General features: G+C 46.3%; 7 protein-coding genes. 5 read left to right on the top strand and 2 right to left on the bottom strand.

What is annotated here, in order from left to right:
* Positions 1 to 170 precede the first annotated feature (170 nt).
* Entirely contained in the window at positions 171 to 1,418 is a 1,248-nt protein-coding gene (sstT, locus tag Q4A84_RS08300) for a serine/threonine transporter SstT (protein WP_303088499.1), read from the bottom strand.
* A gap of 304 nt (positions 1,419 to 1,722) precedes the next feature.
* Here sstT and Q4A84_RS08295 point away from each other — a divergent pair, with 304 nt between their 5' ends.
* From Q4A84_RS08295 to Q4A84_RS08280, 4 genes are all read left to right on the top strand, one after another.
* On the top strand, positions 1,723 to 2,070 hold the full coding sequence (locus Q4A84_RS08295) for a rhodanese-like domain-containing protein (RefSeq protein ID WP_303088498.1): 348 nt from the start codon (positions 1,723 to 1,725) through the stop codon (positions 2,068 to 2,070).
* 31 nt (positions 2,071 to 2,101) lie between these two features.
* Positions 2,102 to 2,593, top strand: a complete 492-nt coding sequence (locus tag Q4A84_RS08290; protein WP_303088461.1) for a DUF302 domain-containing protein — start codon at positions 2,102 to 2,104, stop codon at positions 2,591 to 2,593.
* Positions 2,594 to 2,939: 346 nt separating this feature from the next.
* Positions 2,940 to 4,775 carry an autotransporter assembly complex family protein gene (locus tag Q4A84_RS08285; RefSeq protein ID WP_303088460.1) on the top strand — a complete coding sequence of 612 codons (1,836 nt, stop codon included), beginning with the start codon at positions 2,940 to 2,942 and terminating at the stop codon, positions 4,773 to 4,775.
* Positions 4,775 to 8,692: a translocation/assembly module TamB domain-containing protein gene (locus Q4A84_RS08280; RefSeq protein WP_303088459.1), complete on the top strand. Its 3,918-nt coding sequence runs from the start codon at positions 4,775 to 4,777 to the stop codon at positions 8,690 to 8,692. The genes Q4A84_RS08285 and Q4A84_RS08280 overlap by 1 nt, the downstream gene beginning before the upstream one ends.
* Positions 8,693 to 8,855: 163 nt before the next feature.
* On the opposite strand, the gene tldD is transcribed toward Q4A84_RS08280, so the two are convergent.
* Complete coding sequence (gene tldD / locus Q4A84_RS08275) at positions 8,856 to 10,298, bottom strand: metalloprotease TldD (protein WP_303088458.1); 1,443 nt, start codon at positions 10,296 to 10,298, stop codon at positions 8,856 to 8,858.
* A 637-nt stretch (positions 10,299 to 10,935) separates the two neighbouring features.
* Here tldD and Q4A84_RS08270 point away from each other — a divergent pair.
* Positions 10,936 to 14,838 (top strand): pilus assembly protein, encoded by a 3,903-nt coding sequence (locus Q4A84_RS08270; RefSeq protein WP_303088457.1) that lies wholly within the window; start codon positions 10,936 to 10,938, stop codon positions 14,836 to 14,838.
* Positions 14,839 to 14,981 lie beyond the last annotated feature (143 nt).

Raw genomic sequence — 14,981 nt, 5'->3', positions numbered from 1 at the left:
ATGCTGTTGGTGGTAGTGAGATAAGAGTAACTATGTAATTTATATTCTACACTGTGTTATCACGATTTCCTGATATCTTGCCTACTAACAATAATGCCTGTCTGAAAAATGGTTTTCAGACAGGCATTATTGTTTTTCAAATGAAGGCGGAAAAGCTAAATAAGAGGGGCTTAGAGGTGCCCGGTACGTTGGCGGCCAATGTCGGCAGCGGCGGTAAAGAGAACGTCGGTAGAAGAATTAAGCGCAGTTTCGCACGAGTCTTGTATGACGCCGATGGTAAATCCAACGCCGACCACTTGCATTGCAACGTCGTTGGAAATACCCAAAAGGTTGCATGCCAGTGGAATCAGTAACAGCGAACCGCCCGCTACGCCGGAAGCGCCGCAAGCGCTGATGGTTGCGGTCAGGCTGAGTAGTAGTGCGGTCATAAAGTCAATCTGAACGTTTTGGGTGTGAGCAGCGGCAAGAGACAGCACGGTAATGGTAATGGCTGCGCCGGCCATATTGATGGTGGCTCCCAAGGGAATGGATACTGAATAAGTGTCTTCGTGAAGATTCAGCTTTTTGCACAAAGCCATATTAACAGGAATGTTGGCAGCCGATGAGCGGGTAAAGAAAGCTGTGATACCGCTTTCGCGTAGGCAGGTTAATACCAGAGGGAAAGGATTGCTGCGGATTTTCCACCAGACAATCACCGGGTTGACGACAAAGGTAACAAACAACATGCACAAAACCAATACGGCCAATACATGCAGATAGCTGATCAGCCCTTTGACGCCGGATGTGGCCACCATTTCAGCTACCAAGCCGAAAATGCCCAGCGGTGCAAACCGGATAACCCAGCCGACGATTTTGGAAATGGCGGCGGCTAAATCGGCGATTAAAATGCGGGTGCTCTCTACGGCGTGCCGCAGGGCAAAACCCAACAGCAGCGCCCACATCAAGATGCCGATGTAGTTGGCATCGGCAATGGCGCTAATCGGGTTGGCTACCAGATTCAGCAACAGGGTTTTCAATACTTCGCCGATACCGGCCGGAGGGGCGGTTGAAACTTCTTTTTGAGCCAATATCAGTTCGCTTGGAAACATGAAGCTGGCGACAATCGCAACCAAAGCTGCGCTGAACGTGCCAATCAAATAAAGCACTAAAATCGGCTTTACATGTGCTTCCCGGCCTTTCTGATGGCTTGCGATGGCAGCCGTAACCAAAACGAATACCAAAATCGGTGCAACGGCTTTGAGTGCGCCGACAAACATGCTGCCGAGAATCGATAGTATGGGCACAGCCGAATCAGGCAGAACACCTACATCTTTATTGGTCAGATAACCCAAAAAAATACCAAACAACAAACCGATGATAATTTGCTTGACCAGGCTGACGCGGTTGACCGCATCGATAACAGGATTTCCGGTAGCCATAACCGCTCCTTCAATATTGATGATGTGCCAGCGGGCACGATGGAGGCACGCTGCCGATAGCCGTGCCTGAATGTTAAGGTTGAGGTGGCATTGTAAATAAAACATCATTATCCGTAAAGCAAGCGGCATATTGATATGCTTGTCTGAAAAGTGCGGCCAAGCCGCTTTGATGTGATTAAAACATGCTAATCAGGTTTGCTTTTTTAAGCAGCTCGCCGTTAAACTGCTGCTTGAAAAGTCCGTAAAGTCCGTTTATTCAGTTAAAACAAGGAAACAGAGCGTGAAACCATATTTACTAGGCATTTTGACTATTGCGTCGTTGATGACTCCGGCGGCAGCCCAAGCGGCCCAGTCGCAGCAGGTGGGCAGCCACTCCGTGCAAGCTGTCAAGAAAGCCCAAGGCCTTTGGATAGATGTAAGATCGCCGGAAGAATTTCAGCAAGGGCATATTGAGGGCGCGCAGAATATTCCTGTTGATCGAATCGCTTCTGAAATCAGCCGCATTAGCCCTGATAAAAATGCCCCGCTCAATCTATACTGCCGTAGCGGCCGCCGTTCGGAAGTGGCGCTGCAAACTTTGAAAAAACTCGGCTATACTCATGTTATCAATCGAGGCGGTTACCAAGATTTGCTTGATAAAGGTATCCACTAATTCTGCTTAACCGTAAATCAAGGATAAAAATATGAAACGACTTCTCCCCCTATTGATTGCAACGACTTTGGCTGCTTGCGCCCAGATGCCGCATCACCGTCATGCAGCCGAGCAAGCCTCAAGTGAAAGCCAGCAAACCATGAAACCGACTCATACTGTTAACAGCAAATACAGCTTTGATGATACCGTCAACCGTTTGGAAAGCACCATGCGTGCCAAAGGGATGACGATTTTCACGATTATCGACCATCAAGCCGCCGCTCGGAAAAACGGCTTGCAAATGCAGCCCGCCAAAGTGATTATTTTCGGTGCGCCCAAAGCCGGTACGCCCTTGATGATAAAAGATCCCGAATTTGCCTTGCGGCTGCCTATGCGTGTTTTGATTACCGAAACCGATGGTGTGGTGAAAGTGGTTTATAATGATACCCGTGCTTTTATCGGCGGCAGCAACATTCAGTTTAGCGATGTGGAAAATTCACTGGCCAATGCGGAAAAATTGATTCTTCATACCGTTACCGAATAAGCGCATTTTGCGTTTGCCAACCGGCTTAACCGAGAATGCCTGTCTGAAAGATTTCAGACAGGCATTTAAAATTCGCATCTTAACGACCATAATACCCGATAATTTCATTTTAGAATCATAATAATATGAATGAATCGGGATAATTTTAAATCAATATGTTAACATTACTTATCTTGCTTTCAACGTGCTTCAGAACCGTTCGGCAGATAAGTGGAAATCCATTTTCAGACAGGCATGTTCTGTTTGTGATATAGACTGTATGTCAACAGAGTATTGAAATAATGTTAGAATTCATGCTCTTCCGTAAGATAATGCGCCGAAACGGCCTGTAACCAGATCAAGATTCATGAAACCGCACACCGCCCTTACCCTTACCTTATTGGCATTATCCTGCCGTCAAGCCTATGCAGAAACCCTTGCCGAGCCGAAGGCATCGGATTATGTCGCCATACCGGTAGCCAGTAGCGACGAATCTTCGGGTACGAAAAATAAGAAGCTGGATCCGAAATATCCGGTGGAAATCCATACCGATAATGAAGAAGTCAAGCAAATGCTGGAAGAGCATCTGCCGCTGATTACCGAGCAGCAGCAAGAGGTGTTGGATCAGGAGCAGGTGGGTTTTCTGGTGGAAGACGCGCCGAATGATGTGCAAACCATGTTGAAAACCAAAGGTTATTTCAACGGCAAGGTTAACGTATCGCCGCAGGGCAACGGCTATCGTGTCAATGTAGTGGAAGGGCCGCAAACCAAGATTGATAACGTGCACGTTTCGCTTACCGGCAGTGTGGTGTCTGATAACGAATTGGGTGTGTATTATAAAAATGCCTTGGCCAACTGGGCATTACCGGTCGGCGCGCCGTTTGACCAATCGGATTGGAGTAGTAGCAAAAGTGCGGCTTTGGCCGCCGTAACGCGTAAAAAATACCCGCTGGCGCAGCTTGCCAAAACGGAAGCTTTGATTAATCCGAATACCAATAAAGCGGATCTGAGTATCGAAGTCGACAGTAAACAGCCGGTTTATTTTGGCGAAATCGATGTTAGCGGAACAAAACGTTATCCTGAAAGCGTGGTGCGCGGCTTGGCGCAATTCAGCCCGGGCAGCCCGTATGATTTGGGCAAGCTGCTTGATTACCAACAGGCGCTTGAGCAAGACAGCCATTATTCCGGCGCGTCGGTTTATCCAGATTTTGACAACATGAAAGACGATCATGTGCCGGTTAAGGTAAACGTAAGCGAGGTTAAACGGCAGAAACTGGAAATGGGTTTGCGCTACGATTCGGAATACGGCCCCGGCTTTAAAGTGGGTTACGATCATTACAACCTGTTCAACCACGGCTATACCGGTTCCACCGTGTTTGATTACGATAAATACGAAACCACGTTGGCGGCAGGTATCAGCCAGCCGCGCAACAGCCAAGGCAAATACTGGACGACCAACCTCGCATATAACCGATCTACAACCCAAAACCTTGAAAAGAACAGCTTAAGCTCGGGCGTATGGTATGTGCGTGATCGCAATAACATTGAGTCGCGCCTAGGTGTGGAGTACATCACGGAAAGCCGAAAGGTGCCCGATACGGATTACGATTTGGGCCGCAGCGCCGTAACCATGGTTACGGCTTCTTGGAAACGCCAGAATATCGAAACATTGCTGCGTCCGGCCAACGGCTATTATCTCGATGGCAAAATCGGCACCACATTGGGCGGCTTGTTTTCCTCCACTTCCGTGCAGCGCGCGGTGGCTTCTGCCGGCTATTATTTTACGCCGGAGGAGAAAAAATACGGCACCTTCGTTTTGCGCGGGCAGGTTGGTTATGTTTATGCGAAAGAGGATAAAGACGTGCCTTCTTCGCTGCAATTCCGTACCGGTGGTTCAGGCTCGGTGCGCGGTTATGAACTCGACAGCATCGGTCTGGCCGGCCCTAACGGTTCGGTGTTGCCCGAGCGGGCGCTGGCGGTGGCCAGTTTTGAATACCAATATCCGATCGGCAAAGATTTTGCCGCTGCCGTGTTCCATGATATGGGCGATACGGCGAAAAACTTCAAGTCAATGGGCCTGAAACACGGCACCGGCGTGGGCGTGCGCTGGTTCAGCCCGGTTGCTCCGTTCTCGTTTGACATTGCCTACGGCCACCAAGATAAAAAAATTCGCTGGCATATCAGTTTAGGAACCCGTTTCTAATGACGCAAGAAATCCAAGCCCCAAATCCTTCTTCTTTGAATCAAAGCCTGTCTGAAAAACCGCCTGCGCCGAAAAAGCGCGGTAAAAAATGGTTGAAAGCCATTTTGTTGTTTTTCGTGCTGGCAGTTTTGGTTCTGGGCGGCGTCATTACCTGGTTGGTGGCAACCGAATCCGGGCTACGCTTCGGTCTTTATAAAATTCCCGCTTGGTTCGGCGTCAATATTACTTCTAAAACACTGAAAGGCACGCTGATCAAAGGTTTTAGCGGCGAAGGCTGGCGTGTGGAAACCACCGGCGCCGACATCGACATCACCAGTTTTGTATTCGATTGGCAGCCGGGCGAATTGCGAGATAAAAAACTGCACATCCGCCGCTTGGCCGCAGGTGATATCCATATTCAAGGCAAACCTACGCCGCCTACGCCAAAAACCGAAACTAAAATGCCGGGAAGCGTTAGTTTGCCGATTGAAGCTGCCATCGATAGTTTGGAAACCGGTCAAATTACCAGCGGCAAAAATAAAACTGTTTTAGTGCGTCAGGTACAGCTCAGCTATCTTTACGATCATAAGCAGCATGCGTTGAATATCTTGTCGTTGAAAAGCCCATGGAGTGATGCCGTCGGTTCAATCAAACTGGCAACTGCATCGCCTTTCGCTTTAAATGGCAGTATTCACAGCGAAGGTGCGCTTGAAAATATCGCCATTAAAAACCGCATTCTGATTAACGGCAGCCTCAAATCCATCAATTTGGATACCGATATGAGAACGGTGGTCGGCAAACAAGATACGGCTGAATCAGGTGCTCGGGCAAATGACATCAAATTGACTGTCAACACACATATCAGCCCGTTTGGCAAAGGGTTGGACGAAATCATCAACAATGTGCAAGTGAAAGGCGAAAACATCAACCCACAGGCCTTCTTTGCCAGCGCGCCGCAAGCGCATTTTGATTTTGATGCAACCGTCGTGCCTTCCGATCTAAACGGTATCGCATTGGAAGGTTCGATTGATTTGGCCAACCGGAGTGCGGCGGAGGCCGATGCGGGCGGTATACCGGTTCGTTCCTTGTTAGCCGATTTTACCGTTAATCAGCATGGTGTGTTGTTGTTGGAGAATGCGGATGCCGAATTGTTGAAAAAAGGCAAGTTTGTATTCTCCGGTAATACGGATACCGAGAAACAAACGTTTAATCTGGATGCCGATATTCAGCAAGTGGTGCTGGCCGACCTCATTAAACAAAGCTTTGCCGAGCCGATTAACGGCAAGCTGAAACTGCGCGGCGATTATAGTAATCCGCAGGCATTGCTTGATTTAACCGTAGGTAAAACCGCGGCTCAGGGTGAAGTAGCGCTGGTCTCTGACGTAAAAAACGGCCAGCGCAGCGTGGATTTGAAAAGCCTTAGCATTAAACCTGAAAACGGCGGCGAAATCAGCGGTAAAGGTAATTTAGCATTATTCGATAAGCAGAATCTGGCGTTTGAACTGACCAGTAAGAATTTCAACCCCGCCCGTCTGTATGCCGACTTGCCTGCCGGCAGTATTAACGGAGATTTCAAAGTTAACGGCAGGCTGTCTGAAAACTATATTGCGGGCAATCTGCATTTCGGCCAGAGCATGCTATCCAATGTTGTGCTTAGTGGCAAGGCCGATGTGATATATGATAAAAACCATTTAAGTAAAATCGCATCGAATATTCAATTGGGAAGCAATCGTTTGTTTGCCAACGGCAGCTTCGGCAAACAGGGCGACCGGCTGACGCTGGATGTGAACGCACCTGATTTGGCTCGCTTTGGTTTCGGCATGGGTGGGTTGCTAGTGGCAAAAGGAACGCTAGCAGGCGATCCGAAGCGGTTGGAAGCCGATATAGCCGGTCGCGCGGAAAATCTGCGCATTCAGAAAGCCGTGCAGATTAATCACTTGGATTTCCAAGTAAAAGGGTCGCCTGACATCAATCGCCCTTTTAACATCAAGGCCGACGGTAAGCAAATTGTAATTCCGGGCGAAAAAGAGCCGACTCGTATTGATAATGTGCAATTGACGGTAAACGGCACTGGAAAAAACCATAGCATCAAAGGCAACGGCAGTATGCGACTCGATGGTAAACCCTACCATCTGCTGCTTTCCGCCGATGGCGGTTTAAACGAGAAGAATCAATGGAAAGGCTATGTCGATGCACTTGATATTAATGGCGCTTTCAATCTTAAGTTACAAAACCGTCTTAATCTGGAGGCAGGTGCCGAACGCGTCAGTTTAAGCGCCGCCAGATGGAGCGCTATGGGCGGCAGCCTTAATCTTCAGAATTTCATTTGGGATAAAAAACAAGGTATTACCACCAAAGGCAGCGCTGATAATCTGAATATGGCCCAGCTGCACAATTTCTACACGCCGCCGGTCGAACATAATCTGGTGTTGAGCGGCGACTGGGATGTGGTTTACGCACAAAATATGCGCGGCTATATCAATGTGCGGCGCCAGAGCGGCGACATTATCATTCCGTATCGTAAGCAGGCATTGGGATTGAGTACGTTGGTATTGCAAACCCGTTTTCAAAACGGACGGATTGACAACATAGTGCAGGGAACAACCCGATATGGCAATATCGCCGGCAATCTGGCCATCAGTCAGAATTTCGGCAACGTAATTACGCAGGCTCCGATTAACGGCAAAATCAGCTTGAATGCGCCAGATTTGGAAGCCTTCCGCCATTTGATGCCGGTCGGTCAAGTGCTTAAAGGCCGTTTGATTGGCGAAGCATTGATTTCAGGCAGGCTAGGCGAGCCGCAATTCAACGGAACCCTTAACGGCGACGGGCTTTATTACCGCAACCACTCGCAAGGCGTTATTTTAGACAACGGCACGTTGCGTTCGCGCCTCTCTGGTCAGCGCTGGCAGATAGACAGCTTGTCTTTCCGCCGCGGCGGTACGGCCACGCTCAGCGGCGATATCAGTTTAGCCGCCAACAGTGCGCCTGATGTGGATATAACTGCGGTATTCAATCAATATCAGATATTGGATAAACCAAACCGGCGTCTGACCATTAGCGGCAATACCAAGCTTTTGTATAACAATGCTTCTGGCGTTACTCTGACAGGTCTGTTGAAAGCCGATAATGGTCATTTTGGTTTTCAAGATTCCAGCATGCCTTCTTTGGATGATGATGTGGTGGTGGTTGGGGAAACGAAGGAAAAAGCCGCAGCCGCTACGCCGGTTAACATGAATCTGACTCTGGATTTGAACGACCGTTTCCGCTTCAGCGGGGAAGGGTTGGATGTGACGCTGGGTGGCCAGCTGGTGTTGATCGCCAAGCCGGGTGAAAGTGTGCAGGGCGTGGGCACGGTCAATGTGGTAAAAGGCAAATACAAAGCCTACGGGCAGGATTTGAATATTACCAAAGGCAAGATTTCTTTCGTCGGCCCGTTGGACGACCCTAATCTCAATATCCGTGCCACCCGCAATTTATCGCCGGTTGGTGCAGGGGTGGAAGTGCTCGGCAGTCTTAGTAAACCACGTGTGAGCTTAGTGGCAGACGAAGCGATGAGCGAGAAAGACAAACTTTCCTGGCTAATTCTCAATCGGGCCAGCAGCGGCAATGACAGTGATGAAGCCGCCTTGGCCACTGCCGCCGGCGCCTTCCTTGCCGGTAAGGTCAACGACAAAATCGGCTTGGTTGATAATTTCGGCTTAACCAGCCAGCGCACCCGCAATGCGCAAACAGGCGAATTGAACCCCGCCGAACAAATCCTCACTTTCGGCAAGCAGCTGACCAGCGAGCTGTATTTGGGCTACGATTACGGCATTACTAGTGCCAGCCAGTCGGTCAAGCTGATTTACCAGCTCTCTCGTTCCCTGCAAGCCGTGGCCCGTGTAGGCACGCGTTCATCGGGAGGGGAGTTGAAGTATATTATCCGCTTCGATTAAGAGGATTTTGAATGATGAATGCCTGTCTGAAAATATTTCAGACAGGCATTTAAAAAATGGTCGGAATCATTTCACTCTTATCCGTAAAAAAGCCTAACCACCTTTTAATTTGTCATGGCGGTTAGGCTTTATCTTTATAGAGAGAAGCGGCCACAAATTTGCGCTAGATTTCGCTGCCGCCTACCGTTAGGCCGGCATCAATTCGTAACGTTGGCTGGCCGACGCCTACCGGTACGCTCTGGCCTTCTTTGCCGCACACGCCGATACCGGTATCTAATGCCATATCATTACCTATCATGCTCACGTGTTTCAAAACTTCAGGGCCGTTGCCGATAATGGTGGCGCCTTTAACCGGATATTGCAGTTTGCCGTTTTCCACCCACCAAGCTTCCGAAGCGCTGAATACGAATTTGCCGCTGGTGATGTCTACTTGACCGCCGCCAAAATTAACGGCGTAAATGCCTTTATCCAGCGAAGCAATGATTTCTTCAGGGTGGTAAGAGCCATTTTCCATGAATGTGTTTGTCATACGTGGCATAGGCGCAGCGGAATAGCTTTCCCTGCGACCATTGCCGGTAACCGGCACACCCATCAGGCGGGCATTGGTTTCGTCTTGCAGATAGCCAACCAAAATGCCGTCTTCAATCAAAATATTACGCTGAGTTTGGTTGCCTTCATCGTCGATATTCAGCGAGCCTCGCCTATTCGTAATATCACCTTGGTCAATCACATTAACGCCTTTGGCTGCAACTCGTTCGCCAATTCTGCCGGAAAACGCGCTGGTTTTTTTACGATTAAAATCACCTTCCAAGCCGTGCCCGACCGCTTCGTGCAACAACACGCCAGGCCAGCCGCTGCCGAGCACCACTTTCATAGCGCCTGCCGGAGCAGCCCGAGCTTCCAAATTAACCAAAGCCTGTTGTACCGCAGTATCGACATAACGACGAATCAGTTCGTCATCGAAGTGAGCCAAATCAAAACGTCCGCCACCGCCGGAGCTGCCCATTTCTCGTCGCTCGCCTTGCTTGGCAATAACGGATACGCTCAACCGTACCAAAGGGCGGATATCAGCGGCATGTTTGCCATCCAAACGGGCAATATAAATCATATCGTATTCGCAAGTTAAGCCCGCCATAACCTGTACAATGCGCGGATCAGCAGCTTTAGCCAGCGTTTCGATTTTATTCAATAAGGCCACTTTCAATGCCGAGTCCAAACTATGTATCGGATTAACAGCTTCGTGTACAGGTTTTTCGTAAGTAGGCGTAAGAACCCGCGTTTGCCCATGGCCTCCTGTCGCACCGATGGCTCGAACGGCATTTGCCGAACGAGCGATACTTTCTGAATTTAAACCATCTGCATAGGCAAAAGCCGTTTTTTCACCTGAAACGGCTCTCACTCCCACACCTTGATCAATCTGGAAGCTGCCCGATTTCACAATACCTTCTTCCAGATGCCAGCTTTCAAAAGCAGTGCGCTGGCAGTAAATATCGGCGTAGTCCACTTGATTGGCACCGATGACACTAAGGTTTGCCGCCAAACTTTCGGGAGAAAGATGATTAACTGAGAGCAAATCGCGCACAACGGTTTCGTAGGTTTTTTGCATGTTTTTTCCAGGCATAGAATAGGGAGTCAAAACAGAGCTGCCGGTTGGCGGCTTCTTGACTATAACGGAGGAATTATACTGAATTTGCTAATGTATTGATATATTGCTTAAATCCGGCCAATCTGCTGCATACAAAGAAGCTATCACTTAATTGTAATTATTTATATTCCCATATATATCAATTGTTTATTTAAAAGCATAGTAATTTTGTCAAGTTTATATATTGATAATTATTATCGTTCTTGTATAATAAAAACACTCCCCAGTCATCCACTGGGAGCCATTAAACACTTAAACATCTGTTATTCCCTTATTTCAACCGATCTGCGTTTTGGAGGATGCCTATCAGCTGATAATTCCCTTTTCTCAAATACTCAAAACCGAAAAACGCATAACCCGCTGCCTGAAACAGCGGGTTATGCGTTTTATCATTTTCATAAATATCATAAGGGCGGTAAGAATATTATGAATGTATGCTTATGGAATGTTGCGCAGGTGCTGAAATTTTAACTTTATGTATTGTGATTTTATATAAAGTTTCTAGGATTAAAATCAAAAGGCTGCTAGTATAGAAAAGATTTATATACATCCAACACTTTAAATATCCTAATTATCAGACATTTCAGGGGAAATGAATATGTCATCAAAATATAGAAAAATGGCACACAATGTGCCTTTAAGTATTCTTACAGCATCTATTTTAATGATGTCTTCTGAATTGGCCTCATCGGGATCAATCTCAATAGATCAAAGCCCGTTAGCCGGTGTCTCTATAAAATATGCCCCCAACGTTGTTTTGGCTCTATCCGTAGAATATCCTACGGCAGGCCCCGCCTATTCCGATTCTAAATATCTTATTGATGGTAAATCAATGTTAAGAGTATCTGCTCAGGATTTTAAAGAATCGTATAAAGGCTATTTTGACAATACCAAATGTTATCGTTTTGTAGGAGATGCAACTAACGGTTACTTTACACCGTCTTCAAAGGCAACCTCAGATGCAACGTTTTCTGGCATGTGTAATGGTTTGAATGAGTTCAGTGGAAGCGTGATGAACTGGTTGACCATGTCGGCATTGGATGTTTTCCGTCAGGCAATGACAGGTGGCAATCGGGCATTAGGCATCGAATCTACGGAATCAAATTATCGACAAGGCGATACGGCATCCGAAACTTTTCTGCGTCGTGCAAAAGTTGTATACAATCAAAATGGTCGTTTAAGTGATCTGATGCGGGTTCGCGGTATTCGAGTTGAAGGTAATTTGGATGTTATTAAGAAATTCTTACCGACAAATTATGTCAATTTGTTGGCTGCCGATGTCATCGCAGGGTTGAATGGAAAAGGTTTGCCCAGAGCTGCCGGTTTTAAAGAAATAGGCGGTATTGGGGAATATACGAATATTCCCGTTAACGCGAATGCCTCTTTTGAAGATAATAATATCTATTTCTTAAATATGGGGTTTTCTACTATTCCTGTTCGTAAATTGAAGTTAGAAGGTAAGCCCAATTACTATGCTTATCTAGATATGTCGGCAATTCCTACAAGTATCAGTGGAATTGGTGATGCCACTACAAGAACTTATGTCCAGAAGCTTATTGATGCAAAAAATGCGGGCGGTAGTCTCCCTAACCATTTTTTACCTGTGGTGGTCAAAGTATGCGATTCGTTTCAAGGATTGGAAGAATCTTGCCAAGCTTATGATGGAGGTCATTCTAAACCCGAAGGGTTATTGCAGAAGTATGCACGGAACGGCATGCGCGTTGCAACTTTCGGTTATCTTAATACTGCTGATAGTTCAGTGGATGGCGGTGTATTACGTAGTAAGATGAAATATTTGATACAACCGGAAAAATCCTCTCAAAGCGTCTCAAGTCCTGAATGGGATTCTAAGACAGGGCAGATTGAACCTAATCCGGAAAAGGCCCCAGAAGGAAATAGCGGAGCAATCAATTATCTGAATAAATTCGGAGACTCATCTGGCTATAAAACCGAGGATCCTGCGTCTGAGCTTTATTATACTGCTTTGCGTTATTTGCGCAATAAAGGGCCGGTATATCAACCCTCTTCAATTACCCCAGCAATGAAAGATGGTTTCCCCGCCATTTATGATTGGGATGATCCTTTGAAAAGCGGCTTTTCTGAAGGCAGCTTAGAGCCACAATGCCGACAGAATACGATTATTTTTATCGGTGATACCAATACTCACCAAGATTTTAATTTGCCGAATTTTTCTTATTCCGGAACGAGCCCCACATCGACACCCATAGATGATATTCCTACCCAAGCTGCTTTAGAAAAGGTACTGGATATGGAGCAGCTCGGTTCTTCAACATGGAGTAATAATAGGGGGAGCCAGAAATCCCCTGCGGGTATGGCCGGTTTGGCTTATTGGGCACGCACTCATGACATCCGTTCGGATTTACCCGGCGAGCAATACGGCAATAACTTTATGATTGATGTGCTGGAGGGTGGTAATTCGAAAGCAAATGGTGGGAATAGCTATTATTTGGCTGCCAAATATGGCGGATTTGATAATTATGTGAATGGGAAATTTGTAACAAATATAGTAGATCGCTCACAATGGACGGATGATGCAGAGGGTAGTAGCAGTGATGCAAGGAATTTCCCTAAAGGAATGCCTCGCAATTTTGCATTGGGTAATAATCCGGATAATATGATCACAGCCTTGCAAAAGGCCTTCAAAAGCACTGATCGTTATACTAACCCATCTCAGGCGTCGATCGGTTTGACAACTCAAGCGAACGAAGTAATTAAATTAGGGGATGGCGGTTCTTCTATTGTATTGAGTTCTTCTTTTGATGCCCAGAAATTGTCAGGAGACGTGGTTGCTAATAGATTGACCTACAATAAAGCAACGAATAGTTTCGAATATACCCCGCTTTGGCATGCAGCATCATTGATGACTAAGGTATTTCATGGTAGCAATTTTAACAATCGAAACGTCTATGCAATTGATAATTATAAAAAAATTGTACGTTTTAATGCCGATAATTTGAAACAATATGACCCCAACGCTATTCGTTATGCTTTAGGTGATCCTAGTCTGGAAGGACAAGGTTTACGCACCCGAACAAATATCATGGGAACTATTGTAAGTCCTACTGTTCGTTCTATTTTAAAATCAGATAAACAGCCAGCAGGCTGTACTTATGCCCGGCCTATCAATAACCGTGATAATTTTTATGCCGCAGCGGCGAATGATGGCATGTTGCATATTTTAGATAAAGATGGCAATGAGAAAATGGCCTATATGGTTTCTACCGCATTGCCTAAGTTGGCTGATTATGCAAAAGACGGCGCTACTCATGCTTATCTGAATGACGGAACGCCTGTGACTAAAGAGATGTGTTTTGGGTCTACGGCTAAATCTGTGCTTGTCGGTACTGCTGGTCGAGGCGGTGCAGCGGTTTATGCAATGGATGTTACAGATTTGAGCTCGCCAGGGGTAAATAATGTGCTGTGGGAGTTTTCTAATGCAGATGATGCTGATTTGGGATTGACTGTGGGCAAAGCCAGTTTGGCTAAAGCTTCCGATGGCAAACCGATTGCTATTATTAGCGGAGGTTACAACGCGCCTTCTAATAAAGGATATATTTTTGTATTAGATTTAAGTAAACCATCTTCTTCTCCTTGGATAAAAGATACTAACTATTGGAAAATTGATTTAGGGTCTTCGGGTGTTGGTGAGGTATTTGTTTATGATAAAAATAATGATGGTGTTCCGGATAAATTGTATGCAGGCGATTTAGATGGCAATCTGTGGCGAGTAGATTACGATACAGCTAAGAATGAGTGGAAGTCATCCAAACTTTATGAGCCTACGGTAAAAGACCGGCCGATTACAGCTGCACCATATGCCCAAGTAGTTAATGACCATCTTTATGTGATAGCGGGAACAGGGCAGTATCTTAATGATTCTGGATTGAACGCTACACAACAAAATTATGCTTATGGATTCTTTGATAAAGGTGAAACCATTCAAGGGGATGCTGGATTATTGGAGCAACTTACGGATAAAGCTGTGGTAAACACAGATAAGACAGCAGCATGGTCTATCACTAAACATCAGTTACAGTCTTCCAACCAGGGATGGAAATTAAAGCTATTACCTGGTCAGGTTGTTACTTCTGGTGTTTCAATTCGTAAAGGGAAAGTTGCTGAATTCGTGGCAGTTCGCAGGGTAATTGACTCTAATAGTTGTAAAAATTCTGGTACAACCAGTCAAATATCTGTTGATTTAACAGATGGTGGGCTATATACAAAATCTGCTCTGTTTGATACCAATGGTGATGGTTTGTTTAACAGCACCGACAAACAGGCCGGTATCTTTGAGATAAAAGGGTTGATTTCTCCGAATGCCAGCTATCTTAATGTACGTACAGGAGATGCAGCGGAAGCAAATGATACGGAAAAAAGGATAGGTAGCTTTACGGGGGATAGTGGGTCTTATGATTTGGTTATCAATTCGTTGAAAGATATTGCTCGTGTGCGTCGGATCTCTTGGAGAGAGCTGTTCTGACTAGATATATGGTAATTTGTATCTCAAGTAGCTATTCTTGGGCATAAAACTACGCCTTGTAAATTGAAAAAATATTCAATTTACAAGGCGTAGTTTTATTGAAGGATATTTAAATTGTTTGAGTTTTTTATTGATGAGGAGCG

The organism is Neisseria sp. (assembly GCF_030527965.1).
Classification (GTDB): Bacteria; Pseudomonadota; Gammaproteobacteria; order Burkholderiales; family Neisseriaceae; genus Neisseria.
Note: the sequence above shows the minus strand (reverse complement) of the source record. Positions and strands in the feature narration are given on the sequence as shown.